The sequence below is a fragment of the Aminobacter sp. P4_H6_2 genome, from assembly GCF_056400805.1.
In genome coordinates this window covers 1-17,419 of sequence record NZ_JBFUKO010000009.1, presented here as the reverse complement: position 1 = coordinate 17,419, position 17,419 = coordinate 1, and the positions used below count along the sequence as shown (strand labels likewise).

Here is a 17,419-nt window from a genome sequence, read left to right as displayed (position 1 = left end):
CATGGTGCTTGCTGCCGGCCTCGGCAAGCGCATGCGGCCGATCACCGACACGATCCCGAAGCCGTTGGTGCGCGTCGCCGGCAAGACGCTGCTCGACTGGGGGCTCGACAGCCTCGCCGAGATTGGCGTCGCAAAGGCCGTGGTCAATGTCCACTACCTGCCCGACCAGATCGTCGCCCATGTTGCGGACCGCGAGAAGCCACACGTTGTGATTTCGGACGAAAGCGACGGCCTGCTCGATTCCGCCGGCGGCATCGTCAAGGCGCTGCCAGAGCTTGGCACCAAGCCTTTCTACATCGTCAATGCCGACACCTTCTGGATCGATCATGGCACTCCGAACCTGACCCGCCTCGCCCTTGCCTGGGACGCCTCGCGCATGGATATTCTGATCATGCTCGCGGATCTCGGACAGGCAACGGGCCATTCGGGCGGCACCGACTTTCTCGTCGCGCCGGACGGGGCCTTGAGCCGCGCCAAGGGTGCGCCCGAGGGCCTGATCTATGCCGGGGCCGCGATCATCCATCCGCGCCTTTTCGCCCATGCTTCTGAAGCGCCGCATTCGCTCAACCGCTATTTCGACGAGGCCATATCAACTGGCCGCTTGTTCGGCATGCAGATGCACGGCAGCTGGATCACCGTCGGCACGCCCGACGCCATCCCGCAGGCGGAGGCCGCGGTGAAAAGGGCATTGGCGGAAGCACAATGAGCGGCCGTGCGTCGCCACGCGTTTATTCGATCCCGCCAGGCATTCCTTTCCTGCCGACGTTGGCGCAGGCGCTGCTCGATGGCCGGCTGATCCCCGATTTCCGCTACGCCGGCGATCCGCTGTCGCTCGCCGATGTCACCATCTATGTGCCGACGCGGCGTGCGGCACGCGCCTTGCGCGGTGTCTTCGTCGACGCCGCCGGCGGTGGCTCGGCCATCCTGCCGGTCATCAAGCCGCTGGGCGAGTTCGACGAGGACGAGGCGGCGTTCGAGGCCGAGGGCCGCGGCGCGCTCGACCTTGCCCCGCCTGTCTCGTCCACCGACCGCCTGTTGTTGCTTGCGCCTCTGGTGCGCGCCTGGAAACGTCGACTGCCAGCCCATGTCGCTGCAATGTTTGAAGAAGAGATTGTCGTTCCGGCTTCCGCCGCCGACGCCATCTGGCTGGCGCGTGATCTTGCCGGGTTGATGGACGAGATCGAAACCGAAGGTTCCGACTGGTCGCGGCTGGCCGGACTTGTGTCAGGCGAATTGGCGGGCTGGTGGCAGGTGACGCTCGACTTCCTGTCCATCGTCACCGGCGCCTGGCCGGAGATGCTCAAGGAGCGCGACCAATCCAATCCGGCCGCCCACCGCAGCGCTCTGATCCGCCTCGAAGCCGAGCGGCTGGAGCGCAACCCACCCGCAGGTCCCGTCATTGCCGCCGGCTCGACCGGCTCCATTCCCGCCACTGCCGAACTGCTCGCGACGATCGCGCGCCTGCCGCGCGGTGCCGTGGTGTTGCCAGGGCTCGATGCGACGCTCGACGAACGCGCCTATGAGACGATCACGGCTATCGGCGCGAAAGCCTCGGTGCTCGGCCATCCGCAATATGGCCTCGCCAAGCTGATCGGCAAGATCGGCCTTCTGCGCGGTGATATCGAGGAACTCGGCGCGCCGTCGCAGGCCATGGTGCTGCGGGCGTCCCTTGTCGGCGAAGCGCTTAGGCCGGCCGAAACCACAGACGCCTGGGCCGACAAGCGCGCTGACGTCAACGATGGCGAGATCGCCGATGCCCTTGCCGGCGTAACCTTGCTCGAAGCAGCGCATGAGCGCGACGAGGCGGCGGCCATCGCCATCGCCTTGCGCCAGGCCGTCGCCGAGCCGGGCCATCGCGCAGCTCTGGTCACCGGCGACCGCAATCTGGCGCGCCGCGTTGCTTCCGAACTGCGGCGCTTCGGCATCCAGGCCGACGATTCCGGCGGTATGCCGCTTGCCAACACCCCACCGGCGGCCCTGTTGCGCACCATGCTTGATGCTGCTTTCCGCCCCGGCGACCCGGTCGCGGTGCTGTCGCTGCTCAAGCACCCACTGCTGCGGCTTGGTGCCGACCGAGCCACAGTGAGGCGTGCCGCCGAGACGCTGGAACTCGTGGTGCTGCGTGGCGGCGTCGGCCGCCCCGATATTGCCGGCCTCGCCGAAACTTTCGACAGCAGGATGACCGATGTCGCCGGCGGGTCGCGCAAACCGTTCTGGTTCGATCGCATCACGGTTCGCCGCATCGAAGAGGCCCGCGACATCGCCACAAGGCTCGTCACTGGCCTCGCGCCGCTGTTTGCCTTCCGAGGCGATGCGTCGGTCGAACTTGCGGCGATCGTCAAGGCAACGGTCGAAGCGCTCGAAAATCTCGGCCGCGATGAGCTTGGCGGCCTTGGTACGCTCTATGACGGCGACGCCGGCGCCAAGCTCGCCGAAGCCCTTCGCTCGCTGGTCGCAGCCCAGGCGTCGTTCACCTTCGCCGCCGATGAATGGCCCGATGTCATGGACGCACTGGTGGCGCCCGAGGCGGTCAAGCCGGCGCAAGGTGCCGACCGCGCCATCGCGATCTGGGGCGCGCTCGAAGCCCGCTTGCAGAGCGTCGACACGCTGGTCATCGGCGGGCTCAACGAAGGCAGCTGGCCGCGCAAGGCCGAGGCCGATCGCTTCATGTCGCGCGTTATGAAGACCGGCATCGATCTTGAGCCGCCGGAGCGCCGCATCGGCCTCGCCGCCCATGATTTCCAGATGGCGATGGGCGCCAAGAGTGTCGTGCTGTCGCGCTCGGCCCGTTCGGGCGATGCGCCTGCGGTGCCTTCGCGCTGGCTGCAGCGGCTGTTGACCTACGCCGGCCCCGACCATGCCGCCGTCTTGCGCAAGCGCGGCGAAAAGCTGCTTGTCTGGGCGCGCGCGCTCGACGCCGGGCAGAAGTCCGATTTCGCAGCCCGGCCCGAACCCAAGCCCCCTGTGGCAGTCAGGCCACGCCGTTTCAGCATCACCGAGGTCGAGACGCTGCGCCGCGACCCTTACGCCGTTTATGCCAGGCGCATCCTTGGCCTGTCGGCGATCGACCTGCTGGTGCGCGACCCGGGTGCCGCCGAGCGCGGCACGCTGTTCCACGACATACTGCATCTGTTTTCCTCGACCATCGTTGATCCGCGCGCGCCCCATGCGTTCGAGGCCCTGATCGCAGCCGGCCGCCACTGCTTCGCCGAAGCCGCCCTTCCCGCCGATGTCGAGGCTGTGTGGTGGCCGCGCTTCGAGCGTCTGGCGGTCAATATCCTGGTGTGGGAGCGCAGCCGCGCCGAGGCCGTTGCCAGCCGTCACGCCGAAGAAGGTGCCTCGGCTGTCGAGGTCGGCCTCACTGGCGTCACCCTTTCGGGCCGCGCTGATCGCATCGACGTTCTCGCCGGCGGCATGGCCGACATCCTCGACTACAAGACCGGCTCGTCGCCATCCAAGGCGCAGGCGCACACGCTGATCTCGCCGCAGCTGGCGCTCGAAGGCGCGCTCTTGCGGCGTGGTGCCTTCCGCGAGCTTGGCATTCGCGAACCCTCGCAGCTTGCCTTCGTCAGGCTGAAACCCAATGGCGAGGTGTTCGAGGAATCGATCCTCGAACACAACAGGAAGCCGAAATCAGCCCTCGAGCTGTCCGAAGAGGCGTGGACCAGGCTGGAGCAGCTCTTGCTGCACTACAACGACCCGACCACCGGCTATCTCTCGCGTGCCCTGCCCTTCCGCGAAGGCGAAACCGACGGCGACTACGACCATCTCGCCCGCGTGCTCGAATGGTCGGCCGGCGGTGACGGCGGTGCGGAGGGCGAGGAATGAAAAAGAAATTCTTCGTCCCCACCGAGACCGCCGAACGCCAGGCACGTGCCTCGGATCCCGCCAACTCGGTCTGGGTGTCGGCCAATGCCGGTTCGGGCAAGACGCATGTGCTGTCGCAGCGCGTGATGCGGCTTTTGCTACGCGGCACCGATCCATCGAAAATACTCTGTCTGACGTACACGCGCGCGGCCGCCGCCAACATGTCGAACCGCGTCTTCGCCAATCTGTCCGAATGGACAATGCTGCCCGATGCCGATCTGGCCGAGCGCATCGCGGCCCTTGACGGTGCGCGCCCCGACGCAGCCAAATTGCGGCGGGCACGGCGGCTGTTCGCCGAGGCGCTGGAGACGCCGGGCGGTCTCAAGATCCAGACCATCCACGCCTTCTGCGAGTCGGTACTGCATCAGTTCCCGCTCGAAGCCAACATCGCCGCCCATTTCGAGATGCTCGACGCGCAGATGGAGGCGACGCTCTTCGCCACCGCCCGGCGCGATATGGTCACTGGCGCTGGCGAGCACAATCCGGAACTCGCCGAGGCCTTCGCCAAGGTGCTGGAGCGCGGCGGCGAAGCAGGGCTCGATGCGCTGCTTGCCGAGATCGTGCGCAAGCGCGACGGTCTGCGCGCCTTCATTGGCCAGATCCAGGACTTTTCCTGGCCGTTCGGCGCGCTCTATGAAGAGTTCGGCTTTTCGCCCGACGATAGTGCTGAAGCCATTGCCGACTCGATCTGGCCGCTATCAGGTTTCGAGCCGGCCTTCTTCAATGCCTTCGCCGCTGCCGCCGAGGCGACCGACGCGCGCAGCGTGCTCAACAACATCCTGCCTTACGCGCGGCTCGCTTACGCCGAGACCGATCCGCTCCGCCGTCTCGCGCTGCTGGGCGATGCTTTCCTCAAGGCCGACGGCGACCCCTACAATCCATCCAGTGCCTTCAAAAAGGCGCTGCTCGACCGGCTGTCTGATTTGCCCGAGCGCTATGCGGTGACAGCGACGGCAATCATCGACGCCACCGACCGGCTCGCTCATTTCCGCATGCTGGAAGCAACACAGGCAGCGCTGACCATCGCCGACTGGCTGATCGCCCGTTACGAGCGGCTGAAGACCGGGCGCGGCTTCCTCGATTTCAACGATCTGATCACCCGCACCGTCAACCTTTTGGCGCGGCCCGACGCAGGCCCCTGGGTGCAATACAAGCTCGACAAGGGCATCGACCACATCCTGCTAGACGAGGCGCAGGACACCAGCCCCGACCAGTGGGAGGTGGTGAAGCGGCTGGCCGAGGAATTCTTCTCCGGCTTCAGCGCCCGCGACAACGTCCACCGCACGGTCTTTGCCGTTGGCGATGAAAAACAGTCGATCTATTCGTTCCAGGGCGCCGCACCTGAGTCCTTCGACAATTCCAAGCATGAGTTCGCCGCCCGCATCCGCGACGCCAATGCTCGTTTCGAGGACGTCACGCTGACATGGTCGTTCCGCTCGACCGACGACGTGCTCTCGGCTGTCGACCGCGTCTTTGAGGATACGAGCGTGCGTCGCGGTGTCACTCGCGCGCCCGAACCGCCGAGCCACAAGGCGATCCGCGCCGGTGCTGCAGGTTATGCCGAGGTCTGGCCCTCGGTCGGTGCCGATGCCGTCGACGAGCCCGACGACTGGCGCAAGCCCATCGACCACGCCCATGCGCCCGCCGTTGTCGTTGCCGAACAGGTCGCGGCGACGATCCGCAAATGGCTCGACGAGCGCGAAATCATCGAAGGCACGGGAAAACGCCTTCGTGCCGGCGACGTCATGGTGCTGGTGCGCAAGCGCGACCGTTTCGTGCATGCGCTGTCCCGCGCCCTCAAGCGCCGCGACATCCCCGTTGCCGGTGCCGACCGGCTCAGCCTGCCCGGCCACATCGCCGTCAAGGATCTGATCGCGCTCGGGCGCTTCCTGATCCAGCCGGAGGACGACCTGTCGCTGGCCGCTGTGCTGCGCAGCCCGATCTTCGGCCTGTCGGAGGATGCGCTGTTTGCGCTTGCCGCGGGACGTGGAAGCGGGCGCTCGCTGATCGCCTCGTTGCGCGACCATGCCGAAACCAACGCAGGGTTCAAGGCAGTTGCGGACCAGCTTGAAGCCTGGGCGACCGAAGCGGCGTTCCGGCCGATCTTCGAGTTCTATTCGGGTGTATTGTCGGGCGGTCGCGACCGCGATGGCGTGCGCAAGAAGATGATTTCGCGCCTCGGCCAGGAGGCCGGCGACATTCTCGACGAGTTCCTGAGTTTCTGCCTGGCGGAAGAGCGCACTGGCCTGCCGGGTCTCGAATCTTTCCTGTCGACGCTGGAAAACGCCGGCCCCGAGATCAAGCGCGAAATGGATCAGACGCGGGATGAAGTCCGCATCATGACCGTGCACGCCGCCAAGGGCCTCGAGGCGTCGGTGGTGTTTCTCGTCGACAGCGGCTCGGCCCCGTTCAGCGACCAGCATCTGCCGCGCCTGATGCCGTTTGTCCCGCGTGGAAAACACTGGCAGGGCAAGGGCTATCTCTGGCGCGCCGGCAGCGACGTCGCCAACGCCTTTTCGAAAGGCGCCAGCGCACTGGCCAAGGACCTCGCCGACGACGAGTACAGGCGGCTGCTCTATGTCGGCATGACGCGCGCCGAAGACCGGCTGATCGTCTGCGGTTATCACGGCAAGCGCCAGCCGGGCCTCAACACCTGGCATTCGATCGTCAGCCGCGCATTGTCGGCAGCACCTGAGAGCGAAGAGCGCGGCCATCCCGTCATCACCGACCGCCTAGTCCACCGCTTCCGCGTCACCCCGCTGCCCAAGACGCCTCTTTCGGCGGCGGAGCCGGAAGCTGGCGGAAGGTCGCCCATCGAACCTTTGCCTGAAAGCCTCTACGCCGCGCCACCGCCCTTCGAGGATCTGCCACGGCCGCTGTCGCCGTCGGGTGCATCAGCTCTGATCGACGAGACGCGCGAACCGCTGATCTCCGGCCGCTCGCCGGTGCTCGACGCCGATGGCGAGCCGGGTTTTGCCATTGCGCGCGGCTCGGCCCTGCACCGGCTATTGCAGATGCTGCCGCGCCTTGCCCCGGAGGATCGCGTTGCTGCCGCCGAGCGCTACCTCGCCCGCGTCGGACAGGACTGGCAACCGCACGAACGGTCCGCCGCTGCCGCCTCTGTCATGTCGGTGCTCGACGACCCACGATTCCAGCCGCTGTTTGCTCCGACTTCGCGCGCCGAGGTATCGATCATGGGCAGCCTCCATGTGCGCGGCAAGCCGCGTTCGGTGTCGGGCAAGATCGACAGGCTGGCGATCACCGATAACGAGGTTTTGATCGTCGACTACAAGACCAATAACGCACCGCCCGTCTCGTTCAACGAGGTGCCCGAGGCCTATGTGGTGCAGCTTGCGCTCTACCGCGCGCTGCTTCAGCCTCTCTATCCCGGCAAGCCGGTCGCAGCGGCACTTCTGTTCACGGAGGCACCGCGGTTGATCCCTGTCCCCGCTGAGGCGATGGACGCCGCGCTTGTTCGACTCACCGAGGCGTGACACAAGAACTGCTTGAACGAGGGGCGCCTTACCACCACATATGGCGCGACAGCCAACTCCAAGAGGACCGTTACATGGCCACCGTCAAGATCGACAACAGCAATTTCAAGTCCGGCGTGCTCGAGGCCAAGGAGCCCGTCGTCGTCGATTTCTGGGCTGAATGGTGCGGCCCCTGCAAGATGATCGGCCCGTCGCTCGAAGAGATTTCCAACGAGCTCGCCGGCAAGGTCAAGATCACCAAGGTCAACATCGACGAGAACCCCGAGATCGCCGCCCAGTTCGGCGTGCGCTCGATTCCGACGCTGATGATCTTCAAGGACGGCGAAGTCGCCGACATCAAGGTCGGCGCCTTGCCAAAGACCGCGCTGTCGAGCTGGATCAACGGCAACATCGCCTGAAGATCGCTTACGCAGCTCACGAACGTGAAAAAGCCCGGCTTTGTGACCGGGCTTTTTTGTATCCAGCTTTTGGCTGGTCTTCAGGTGGGGGGCGTGCCGTTTTCGGCAAGCACTGCGCCAACGAGGTAGAGTGAGCCGCCGATCAGGATGCGCGGCGCGGGCTCGTTCTCGTCCCAGGTGTCGCGCAAAAGCATCAGCGCATTGGCAACCGAGCTGACCGGCTCGGCCGACAGCCCGGCTTCGCTCGCGCGCACCGCCAGCTCCTCGTTGGGCACACCGCTTTCGCTCATCGTCACCGGCACGGTGTAGACATGCCGCGCCATGCCGTGGAACGGACGGAAATAGCCGGTCTGGTCCTTGGTGTTGATCATACCGGAGATCAAGAACAGTGGCCGCTGGAACTTCTCTTCCTGCTCGGTCAGCGCTTCGGCAATGACGGTGCCTGCACCGGGATTGTGGCCGCCGTCGATCCAGATTTCGGCACCCTTTGGGCCGAGGTCGCTCAGCTTGCCCAATGGCATGCGCTGCATGCGGCCGGGCCAGGCCACCGTCGTCATCGCCTTGTCGGCGGCGCGCTCGCTGATCGGGAAACCGGCCGATCTGACCGCCGCCATGGCGGCTGCAGCATTGGCGAACTGATGCCGGCCGGGAAGCCTTGGCGGCGAAAGGTCCATCAGCCCGTTCTGGTCCTGGTAGACCATGCGGCCAATTTCTTCGAAGGCGACGAAATCCTGGCCGTAGACCTCGAGCGGGCAGTTGAGCCGTTCGGCGGTATCGATGAGAACCTGCTGTGCCGCCTCGGTCTCCTGCGCGCCGATGACAACAGGGCAGCCGCGCTTGATGATGCCGGCCTTTTCGGCGGCGATCAGTTCGACCTTGTCGCCGAGATAGGCCTCGTGGTCCATCGACACCGGCATGATCACAGACACTGCCGGCCGCTTGATGACGTTGGTGGCGTCGAAGCGCCCGCCGAGCCCGACCTCGATGATGCTGGCATCCGCCGGATGTTCGGAAAACAAGACGAAGGTGACAGCGGTAAGGATCTCGAAGACGGTGATCTTTTCGCCGCGATTGGCCTCGCCGACGCGCCTGACGGCATCGGCCAGCACGTCGTCGGCAACCAGCTTGCCGCCGGCGGGGGCTGCCAGGCGATAGCGCTCATGCCAGTTCACCAGATGCGGCGAGGTATGCACATGCACCAGAAGCCCCGAGGCTTCGAGTAGCGCCCGCGAAAACGCCGCGGTCGAGCCCTTGCCGTTGGTGCCGGCGATGTGGATCACCGGCGGCATGTGATCCTGCGGGTTGCCGAGCCGTTCGAGCAACCGCGTGATGCGGTCGAGCGAAAGGTCGAAACCCTTCGGGTGCAGCGCCAAAAGGCGCTCGATTTCGAGATCGGCTTCGAGCGTGGTCATGGCAGTCCCCCCGGCTTCAACGTCGTCCAGGCCGCGAAGCACTAGGCTTGCGGGCGGCGCTCCGGCACCGGCACCACCGGTGGCAGGATCTCGGCATCGGCCACTTTCGCGGCGGCCGGTGCCTTGACCAGGATTTTCACCAGATTGGCGATCGTCGACTTGAGCTCCAGGCGCGACACCACCATGTCGACCATGCCGTGATCCATCAGGTACTCCGAGCGCTGGAAGCCTTCGGGCAGCTTTTCGCGGATCGTCTGCTCGATGACGCGTGGGCCGGCAAAGCCGATCAGCGCGCCCGGTTCGGCAATGTGCACGTCGCCCAGCATCGCATAAGAAGCGGTGACGCCGCCGGTCGTCGGATTGGTCAGCACCACGATATAGGGTAGGCCGGCTTCCTTGAGCCGGTCTACGGCAACTGTCGTGCGCGGCAGCTGCATCAGCGACAAGATGCCCTCCTGCATACGCGCGCCGCCCGAGGCGGCAAACAGGATCAGCGGGCGCTTCTTTTCAAGCGCGACATCAAAGGCGCGGATGATGGCGTCGCCTGCGGCCATGCCGAGCGAACCGCCCATGAAGGCGAAATCCTGCACGGTGACGACCACGGGCAGACCCTCGATCGTGCCGGTACCCGACAGGATCGCGTCTTCCATGCCGGTCTTGGCCTTGGCGTCCTTCAGCCGGTCGACATAACGTTTTTCGTCGCGGAATTTCRGCGGATCGACCATCACCTTTGGATTTTCGATCGGCTCGTAGCGGCCTTCGTCGAAGAAGAAGCGCAGCCGCTCCTTGGCCGAGATCTTCATGTGATGGCCCGACGAGGGGATCACATACTGATTTTCCTCGAGGTCCTTGTGGAACACCATCTCGCCGCTCTCGGGATCCTTGATCCAGAGATTTTCGGGCATTTCGCGACGGCCCAGCATCGAGTTGATCTTGGGGCGAACGTAGTTGGTAATCCAGTTCATGGCAGAAGTCCTCTTCGAGCCCAGGACATGGGATATTTATTGGGCGGTAGCAAGGCGTGCGGCGCGAATGCCCTGGGACAAGYCGGTGACCAGCGTTGCCACAGCCTCGGCCGGGTCGGCGGTTTTCTCGCCTTTCGGCCCGATGACATTGGCAACCGCATTGACGATCGCCGTGCCGACAACCACGCCGTCGGCGGAGGCGCCGATGGTCCTGGCCTGCTCGGCGGTCTTGACGCCGAAGCCGACGCAAACCGGCAGGTCGGTGTGGGCCTTGATGCGGCTCACCGCCTCGGCAACCTTCGACGTGTCGGCAAGTGCTGAACCGGTGATGCCGGTCATCGAGACATAATAGACGAAACCCGAGGTGTTCTCGAGCACCTTGGGCAGGCGCTTGTCGTCGGTCGTCGGCGTTGCCAGGCGGATGAAATTGATGCCGGCCTTGAGTGCCGGGATGCACAGCTCGGCATCCATTTCCGGCGGCAGGTCGACGACGATCAGCCCGTCTATGCCCGATGCCAATGCATCTTCGAGGAAACGGTCGACGCCGTAGATATAGATCGGGTTGTAGTAGCCCATCATCACGATCGGCGTTTCGTCATCGCCCTGACGGAACTCGCGCGCCATCTGCAGCGTCTTTTTCAGCGTCTGGCCGGCCTTCAGCGCGCGCAGGCCAGCGGCCTGGATCGCCGGACCGTCGGCCATCGGGTCGGAGAACGGCATGCCGAGCTCGATGATGTCGCTGCCGGCCTTGGGCAGCGCCTTCATGATCGACAAAGACGTCTCATAGTCGGGGTCGCCGCCCATGAAATAGGTGACGAGTGCTGGGCGTCCCTCGGCCTTGAGCTTCGCCATGCGGCGATCGATGCGCGTGGTCATGATCAGATCTCCATACCCAGCATCTTGGCCACCGTGTGCACGTCCTTGTCGCCGCGGCCGGACAGGTTGACGATCATCACCTTGTCTTTGCCCATAGCAGGGGCGACCTTGACCGCATGCGCGATGGCATGGGCGGATTCGAGTGCCGGGATAATGCCTTCGACGCGCGTCGTCAGCTGGAACGCCTCAAGTGCCTCGTCGTCGAGGATCGGCACATATTCGACGCGGCCGGTATCGCGCAGCCAGCTATGCTCGGGACCAACGCCAGGATAGTCGAGGCCGGCCGAGATCGAATGTCCGTCGAGGATCTGGCCGTCGTCGTTCTGCAAGAGATAGGTGCGGTTGCCGTGCAGCACGCCGGGGCGGCCCGCATTCATCGAGGCGCAATGCTCGATGCCGTCGAGGCCACGCCCGCCCGCTTCGATGCCAACGATCTTGACGCTGCGGTCGTCGAGGAATGGATGGAACAGGCCAATCGCATTGGAGCCGCCGCCGACGGCAGCGACGATCATGTCCGGCAGGCGGCCTTCCTGTTCGAGGATCTGGGCGCGCGCCTCGGTGCCGATTACCGACTGGAAGTCGCGCACCAGTTCCGGATAGGGATGCGGGCCGGCAGCCGTGCCGATCAAATAATAGGTGTCGTGCACGTTGGTGACCCAGTCGCGCAGCGCCTCGTTCATGGCGTCCTTAAGCGTGCCGTGGCCGGCGCTGACCGGGCGCACTTCAGCGCCCAAGAGCTTCATGCGGAAGACGTTCGGCATCTGCCGCTCGACGTCGGTGGCGCCCATATAGACAAAGCACGGGAAGCCGAAGCGTGCCGCAACGGTTGCCGAAGCCACGCCGTGCTGGCCGGCACCCGTTTCCGCGATGATGCGGGTCTTGCCCATGCGCTTGGCCAAAAGGATCTGGCCGAGGCAGTTATTGATCTTGTGCGAACCGGTGTGGTTGAGGTCTTCGCGCTTGAAATAGATTTTTGCGCCGCCCAAATGCCTGGTCAGGCCTTCGGCGTAATAGAGCTTGGAGGGTCGGCCGGCATAATGGGTCGACAGGTCGCTCAGCTCCGCCTTGAAGGCCGGATCGTTCTTGGCCTCGTCCCAGTGGCGCTGGAGTTCGAGGATCAGCGGCATCAGCGTCTCGGCGACGAAACGGCCGCCAAAAATGCCGAACATGCCCTGTTCGTCGGGCCCGGTGCGGAAGGAATTGGGCTCAGTCGGCTTGTTCACGGCCGATCTCCTTGCGGCTGGAGGCTGGTCAGGCGGCGCTGCGGTCGCGAGCTGCCCGGACGGCCCTGAAGAAATTTTCGATCAGCGCCGCATCCTTGACGCCCGGAGCGCTTTCCACGCCCGAGGAAATGTCGATGCCGGGCGGATTCGCGAGCTTGAGGGCGTCGCCGATATTGGCGGCGTTCAGGCCACCGGAAAGCATGTAATCGACGGAGGCGTCAAGGCCTGCGAGCAGCCGCCAATCGAACGACACGCCATTGCCGCCGGGCAATTCGGAGCCGGCGGGCGGCTTGGCGTCGAAAAGCAGGCGGTCGGCAACACCTGTATAGGGCGTGATCGCCTCGAAATCGGCGGCCTCGCGAATGGAAAAAGCCTTCATGACAGGCAGGCCATAGCGCACTTTTACCTCAGCCACGCGCGCCGGCGTTTCCTTGCCGTGCAGCTGGATCATGTCAGGCGCCATCGCCGCCACGATCTCGTCGAGGAAGGCGTCGTCGGCATCGACGGTCACGGCAACGGCCTTGGCCCTACCCTTTGCTGCCTCACGCAGCCGTCCGGCGAGCGCGGGCGCAACATTGCGCGGGCTCTTGGCAAAGAAGATGAAGCCGACATGGCTAGCGCCATTGCTCAGCGCAGCGTCGAGTGTTTCAGCGGTGCTCAGGCCGCAGATTTTGATGTCGAAAGCCATGGGTGGGGAGTGGCACGAAAAGGCGGCAAAGTCGAGGAAAAGCGAAGGAAGTAGTGGGCTGGCGCGTTGCCGTTGCGATCACCCCAAGCTGACCCTAGTTCTATTCACTACTCTCTATTCGCTAGTCCCTCACTCAAACTGTATCGCCTGCAGCGCGCCGCCATTGCGCTTGAGCCAGGCTTTGCAGCGCTCGGTGTCGGGGCAAAGTTCTTCGCACAGCTTCCAGAATTTCGGGCCGTGGTTCATCTCTCTGAGATGCGCCACTTCATGCGCGACGAGGTAGTTGATGACAGGCGTCGGCGCCATCATGATGCGCCAGGAGAATGACAGCACCCCGTCCGACGTGCACGAGCCCCAGCGGCTCGTCGTGTCGCGAAAACGGATCGCCTTGGCGCGGCGGCCGGCGGACTGGCAGTGCGTGGCCACCATCGCCTCGATGTCGCGCTTGGCCTCGCGCTTGAGGAAATCGGCGATGCGGCGCGGCAGGTGTGTCCGGTCGCCATGGACCAGAAGCGTCGGCCCGCTTTCGTCCTGCGACTGGCGCACGGTTCCGCGCGTCCCGCCTTCATGGATGATGAGATGCGGCACCCCGCGAATGGGAATCTTGATGCCAGGGCGCACCTGCGGACGGTCAGGCACCTTGGCGAGGCGCTGTTCCAGCCAGCCCTGATGGCGGTCGAGGAAGCGGTCGACTTCACCCTGGCGCAGGCCGGGCGGCACGGTGATGCGCAGGCCGCGTCCGCCGGCATCGATGCGCAGCGTCAGCCGCCGCGCCCGGTCGTTCTCAACGATCCTGAGCGGTAGTGTGCGGCCCGCGACGACGTGATCCCGCTCCTGGACGGGAGCAGGCGCGCGGGGCTGTAACTTCCTGAGGAAACCGAAAGGCATGGCGGTAGAATACGTGATTCGCTGGCTATTGCGTGTCGGTAAGAAAACCGAGAACGTGAGCTATGGCGAGTGGAGGACTGAACAAATGAAAGACTGCGTGTGTGGCTGCGGAGATTCGACTGCTGGTGGGGAGTTCTTGCCGGGTCACGATCAGAAATTGCGCGCCGAGTTGGAGCGGCAGATAGGCGGCATACACAAACTCCGTGAATTGGTTGAGCGCGAACTTGGCCGGCCAGTCATCACTCGCAAGAAGTAACAAAAACGGCGCCGCGTTTACGGCGCCGTTGGCATTCAGCGATCAGGCGACCTCAGTCGTCAAGCAGGCCCGATTTGCCGCTCTTCTTGGGCGTAACGGTCGGTGCCGTCGGCTTGTGGCGGTTGGCCATGAAGCGGTCGAAATCGTCCTGGTCCTTGGCCCGGCGCAGTTCGCGGGCATAGGCGTCGAATTCTTCGCGCATCGTTTCAAGCTTGCGGCGCTCTTCATCAAGGCGCTCGAGTTCCTTCTCGCGCCAGTCGTCGAAAGCGACGTTGCCGGTGCGGGCGTTGGTCCGGTACGAGGCCTTGCGGCAGCCGGCGAAGATGCCGTCGGTTGCCCGGTTTACGTCGCGCTTGAAACCTTCAAGCCGGTCGCCCCAGATGATGTAGGCAAGCATGGCGAGGCCGAGCGGCCAGAACACCATGAAGCCGATCACCATCAACGCGATGGTTGCCGGCGTCCAGGCCGGACGGATCAGTGCAGTCGTGTTCATTTTAGTTTGCCGTTCCTTTGTTCGAGGCAGCCGGGGAAAAAGCTGCTCCAAACGACATGGGAATGGAAAAATGGCGATTCAAGACGATGTCGGGCGAAACCGGACAATGGCTTGGAAAACCTAGCCTTTTTTGAGGCTCTCGAGCACCAGGATGACCAGGCCCGCGACCAGCCCCCAGAACGCCGAGCCGACGCCAAACAGCGTCAGCCCCGACGCAGTGACCGCAAAGGCGGTGGTTGCGGCCATGCGGTGGTGGTCGTCCTTGAGCGCGATGGCGAGCGCATTGGCCAGCGGCGCCATCAGAGCGAGACCAGCCACCAGCACGATCAGGCTCTGCGGAAGTACAGCGAAGATCGCCACAAGCGACGCCCCGAAGGCTGCGAAGATGACATAGGCGAGCGCATAGAACGGCCCGGTCTTCCAACGCTCTTTCATGTCGGGATGCACGTCGGGGCCGGTGCAGATCGCAGCCGAAATCGCCGCGAGATTGGTGGTCAGGGCGCCGAACGGTGCCGACAGCACCGAAAACAGCCCGGTGACGCCAATCAGCGGCCCCGGTTCGGGGTGGTAGCCGGCGGCGCGCAGCACGGCGAGGCCTGAAAGGTTCTGCGAGGCCATGGTGACGAGATAAAGCGGCAGCGCCAGACCCACGATCGCTGCGACCGAAAACTCGGGCGCGATCAGCGTCAGCGTCGAAAGTTCCGGGGTTGGCAGCCCGCCAACGCGTCCGGTGAGAAAAGCGGCAAGCCCGCCGCCGACCAGCACCACCAGCACCGAAAGTGCCGGGTTGTACAGCCGGATCAGGAAGAATGCTGCGATCAGCGGCAGGATCAGCCAGGGATCCCCAGGGATGGTCTTCACCGCATTGATGGCGAAGGTGACGACGATGCCGGCGAGCATGCCCGAGGCAACCGATGCCGGAATGCGCGAGATCAGCTGAGTCAGCGGCTTGATCAGGCCTGTGAGCACCAAAAGCACGCCAGTAACCAGGAATGCGCCCACCGCCTCGCCGATGGTGAAGCCGCTGCTCGCCGCGATCAGCGCGGCACCCGGGGTCGACCAGGCGGAGATGACGGGCATCTTGGTCCGCCACGACAGCCAGGCCGTTTCGAACGCCATGGCAAGGCAGATCGCGGTGACCCAGCTCGCCGTCTGGATCTGCGACGCCCCGACCGCGTTGGCGGCGGCGATGATGATGGCAAGCGTGCCGCCGAACCCGACGATGGCTGCGACAAATGCCGAAATCGGGATCGATATGCGCATCGGCTCAGCCTGCCCGTTGGATCATTTCGCCGACCGCGCGGGTCATGAGGTCGAGATCCTCAGGCCGCGACAGGCGGTGGTCGCCATCGGGCACCAGGGACAGCGTCGCGTCGTCGGCCGGCAAAAGGCTCATCAGCTTGAGCGCGTGGCTATGCGGCACGTCTGGATCGACAAGGCCCTGGATGATGTGGACCGGGCAGTGCGTATGGATCGGCCCCGTCATGACCAGGTTCTGCCGTCCATCCTCGATCAGCGCGCGCGTATAGATGTAGGGCTCGGGCGAATAATCCGACGGCTCCTCGAAATAGCCCTTCTCCACCAGATCGCGCCGTTGCGCCTCGGTCAGCTGCGGTTCGACCAGCTCGGCGGTGAAGTCGGGTGCGGGCGCCAGAAGCACCAGCCCCGCAACGCGATCGCCCTCGCCCGCTCTGTTCAACTCGGCATTCATGCGCAGTGCGATCCAGGCGCCCATCGACGAGCCGACAAGGATCTGCGGTCCGTGCGTGAACTGGCGGAATACCGCCAGGCTTTCGCCCAGCCATTTCGAGATCGTGCCGTCGGCGAAGCGGCCAGCGGACTCACCGTGACCGGAATAGTCGTGGCGCAGGAAGCTCAGGCCTTCGTCGGCGGCCCAGCCGGCCAGCGTTTCGGCCTTGGTGCCGAGCATGTCGGATTTGTAGCCGCCAAGCCACACGACACCCGGCGCTGCCCCCTCCATACGCCTCACGGCGATGCGGATGTTGTCGACCTCGATGAACTCTGATGCGCTTGCAATCATGGCTGCTCCCCCGGCACGGACTTGTGGCACAGCCGCCACGACACGGAAAGTACCCGACAAAAACCTTATTTGGGGCAGTTCGCATGCGCACAAGCAGGTGATTTGTTGCGATTGCTGTGTTATGGACATCGCCCGCGCGCTACCCACATTGGCGCGTCAGACATTCAACAACGTCAATGGCTCGAGGAGACCACGACCATTCGCAGACCTTTTAAATCAGCCGCGCCTACCAAGGACGGCCCGCGTTCCAACCGTGACATCCGGGTTCCCCGGGTCCAGCTGATCGACGTCGACGGTTCGAACCGTGGCGATGTTTCCATCAACGACGCACTCCTGGCCGCCGAAGAGGCAGGCCTCGATCTCGTAGAAATTTCCCCCAACGCCACGCCGCCCGTCGTCAAGATCCTTGACCTCGGCAAGCTGAAATACGCCAACCAGAAGAAGGCGGCCGAGGCGCGCAAGAACCAGAAGGTCATCGAGATCAAGGAGATCAAGATGCGCCCGAACATCGACAGCCACGACTACGAGACCAAGATGAAGGCGGTTCGCCGCTTCTTCGAGGAAGGCGACAAGGTCAAGCTGACGCTGCGTTTCCGTGGCCGCGAGATGGCGCATATGGAACTCGGCATGCAGCTCCTCAACAAGGTTCGTGAGGAAACCGCCACCATCGCCAAGGTCGAAGCCGAGCCCAAGCTCGAAGGCCGCCAGATGATGATGGTGCTCGCGCCACGTTGATGCCTTTGTGCATCGGCCCGAAAATCGACACAGATTTTCGGGAAGCACGATGCGCGGATCAAAATATTGGAGCGTCCTTTGCG

15 protein-coding genes are annotated in these 17,419 nt (G+C 64.5%); 6 read left to right on the top strand and 9 right to left on the bottom strand.

Annotated elements, in window-relative coordinates; translation table 11 throughout:
* The first annotated feature begins 1 nt into the window (after position 1).
* The 4 genes from AC1DUU_RS01705 to trxA all read left to right on the top strand — a co-directional run bounded on the left by AC1DUU_RS01705 (position 2) and on the right by trxA (position 7,759).
* Positions 2–706 (top strand): nucleotidyltransferase family protein, encoded by a 705-nt coding sequence (locus tag AC1DUU_RS01705; RefSeq protein WP_476781695.1) that lies wholly within the window; start codon positions 2–4, stop codon positions 704–706.
* Entirely contained in the window at positions 703–3,828 is a 3,126-nt protein-coding gene (gene addB / locus AC1DUU_RS01700) for a double-strand break repair protein AddB (RefSeq protein ID WP_476781678.1), read from the top strand. Before AC1DUU_RS01705 ends, addB begins: the two co-directional genes overlap by 4 nt.
* Complete coding sequence (gene addA, locus AC1DUU_RS01695) at positions 3,825–7,361, top strand: double-strand break repair helicase AddA (protein WP_476781677.1); 3,537 nt, start codon at positions 3,825–3,827, stop codon at positions 7,359–7,361. Before addB ends, addA begins: the two co-directional genes overlap by 4 nt.
* A gap of 74 nt (positions 7,362–7,435) precedes the next feature.
* The gene (gene trxA / locus AC1DUU_RS01690; RefSeq protein ID WP_476781676.1) at positions 7,436–7,759 is read left to right on the top strand and encodes a thioredoxin; all 324 of its coding nucleotides are present in this window, start codon (positions 7,436–7,438) and stop codon (positions 7,757–7,759) included.
* 80 nt (positions 7,760–7,839) lie between these two features.
* Here the strand turns inward: trxA and AC1DUU_RS01685 are convergent, their stop codons facing one another.
* The 6 genes from AC1DUU_RS01685 to AC1DUU_RS01660 all read right to left on the bottom strand — a co-directional run bounded on the left by AC1DUU_RS01685 (position 7,840) and on the right by AC1DUU_RS01660 (position 13,811).
* The gene (locus tag AC1DUU_RS01685; protein WP_476781675.1) at positions 7,840–9,171 is read right to left on the bottom strand and encodes a bifunctional folylpolyglutamate synthase/dihydrofolate synthase; all 1,332 of its coding nucleotides are present in this window, start codon (positions 9,169–9,171) and stop codon (positions 7,840–7,842) included.
* A gap of 41 nt (positions 9,172–9,212) precedes the next feature.
* Positions 9,213–10,136, bottom strand: coding sequence for an acetyl-CoA carboxylase, carboxyltransferase subunit beta (accD, locus tag AC1DUU_RS01680; protein WP_476781674.1), 924 nt, complete (start codon positions 10,134–10,136; stop codon positions 9,213–9,215).
* Between the two features lie 36 nt (positions 10,137–10,172).
* Positions 10,173–11,012, bottom strand: coding sequence for a tryptophan synthase subunit alpha (gene trpA, locus AC1DUU_RS01675; RefSeq protein ID WP_476781673.1), 840 nt, complete (start codon positions 11,010–11,012; stop codon positions 10,173–10,175).
* Positions 11,013–11,014: 2 nt separating this feature from the next.
* Positions 11,015–12,235, bottom strand: coding sequence for a tryptophan synthase subunit beta (gene trpB, locus AC1DUU_RS01670; RefSeq protein WP_476781672.1), 1,221 nt, complete (start codon positions 12,233–12,235; stop codon positions 11,015–11,017).
* A 28-nt stretch (positions 12,236–12,263) separates the two neighbouring features.
* Positions 12,264–12,923 carry a phosphoribosylanthranilate isomerase gene (locus tag AC1DUU_RS01665; RefSeq protein ID WP_476781671.1) on the bottom strand — a complete coding sequence of 220 codons (660 nt, stop codon included), beginning with the start codon at positions 12,921–12,923 and terminating at the stop codon, positions 12,264–12,266.
* 129 nt (positions 12,924–13,052) lie between these two features.
* The gene (locus AC1DUU_RS01660) at positions 13,053–13,811 is read right to left on the bottom strand and encodes a M48 family metallopeptidase (protein WP_476781670.1); all 759 of its coding nucleotides are present in this window, start codon (positions 13,809–13,811) and stop codon (positions 13,053–13,055) included.
* Here AC1DUU_RS01660 and AC1DUU_RS01655 point away from each other — a divergent pair.
* Positions 13,810–14,067, top strand: coding sequence for a hypothetical protein (locus AC1DUU_RS01655; RefSeq protein ID WP_476781669.1), 258 nt, complete (start codon positions 13,810–13,812; stop codon positions 14,065–14,067). The two genes, AC1DUU_RS01660 and AC1DUU_RS01655, sit on opposite strands and share 2 nt — an antisense overlap.
* A gap of 52 nt (positions 14,068–14,119) precedes the next feature.
* Here AC1DUU_RS01655 and AC1DUU_RS01650 read toward each other — a convergent pair whose 3' ends face one another.
* From AC1DUU_RS01650 to AC1DUU_RS01640, 3 genes are all read right to left on the bottom strand, one after another.
* Positions 14,120–14,560, bottom strand: a complete 441-nt coding sequence (locus AC1DUU_RS01650; RefSeq protein ID WP_476781668.1) for a DUF2852 domain-containing protein — start codon at positions 14,558–14,560, stop codon at positions 14,120–14,122.
* A 120-nt stretch (positions 14,561–14,680) separates the two neighbouring features.
* On the bottom strand, positions 14,681–15,823 hold the full coding sequence (locus AC1DUU_RS01645) for a benzoate/H(+) symporter BenE family transporter (RefSeq protein WP_476781667.1): 1,143 nt from the start codon (positions 15,821–15,823) through the stop codon (positions 14,681–14,683).
* A gap of 4 nt (positions 15,824–15,827) precedes the next feature.
* Positions 15,828–16,601 (bottom strand): alpha/beta hydrolase, encoded by a 774-nt coding sequence (locus tag AC1DUU_RS01640; protein WP_476781666.1) that lies wholly within the window; start codon positions 16,599–16,601, stop codon positions 15,828–15,830.
* 198 nt (positions 16,602–16,799) lie between these two features.
* Here AC1DUU_RS01640 and infC point away from each other — a divergent pair, with 198 nt between their 5' ends.
* Positions 16,800–17,336 (top strand): translation initiation factor IF-3, encoded by a 537-nt coding sequence (gene infC, locus AC1DUU_RS01635; protein ID WP_476781694.1) that lies wholly within the window; start codon positions 16,800–16,802, stop codon positions 17,334–17,336.
* The last annotated feature ends 83 nt before the right edge of the window (positions 17,337–17,419 follow it).

Coding starts and splice junctions, on each gene's coding strand:
- AC1DUU_RS01705 (WP_476781695.1), top strand. CDS start 2: ATGGTGCTTGCTGCCGGCCTCGGCAAGCGCATGCGGCCGATCACCGAC.
- addB (WP_476781678.1), top strand. CDS start 703: ATGAGCGGCCGTGCGTCGCCACGCGTTTATTCGATCCCGCCAGGCATT.
- addA (WP_476781677.1), top strand. CDS start 3,825: ATGAAAAAGAAATTCTTCGTCCCCACCGAGACCGCCGAACGCCAGGCA.
- trxA (WP_476781676.1), top strand. CDS start 7,436: ATGGCCACCGTCAAGATCGACAACAGCAATTTCAAGTCCGGCGTGCTC.
- AC1DUU_RS01685 (WP_476781675.1), bottom strand. CDS start 9,171: ATGACCACGCTCGAAGCCGATCTCGAAATCGAGCGCCTTTTGGCGCTG.
- AC1DUU_RS01665 (WP_476781671.1), bottom strand. CDS start 12,923: ATGGCTTTCGACATCAAAATCTGCGGCCTGAGCACCGCTGAAACACTC.
- AC1DUU_RS01655 (WP_476781669.1), top strand. CDS start 13,810: ATGGCGGTAGAATACGTGATTCGCTGGCTATTGCGTGTCGGTAAGAAA.
- AC1DUU_RS01660 (WP_476781670.1), bottom strand. CDS start 13,811: ATGCCTTTCGGTTTCCTCAGGAAGTTACAGCCCCGCGCGCCTGCTCCC.
- AC1DUU_RS01650 (WP_476781668.1), bottom strand. CDS start 14,560: ATGAACACGACTGCACTGATCCGTCCGGCCTGGACGCCGGCAACCATC.
- AC1DUU_RS01645 (WP_476781667.1), bottom strand. CDS start 15,823: ATGCGCATATCGATCCCGATTTCGGCATTTGTCGCAGCCATCGTCGGG.
- AC1DUU_RS01640 (WP_476781666.1), bottom strand. CDS start 16,601: ATGATTGCAAGCGCATCAGAGTTCATCGAGGTCGACAACATCCGCATC.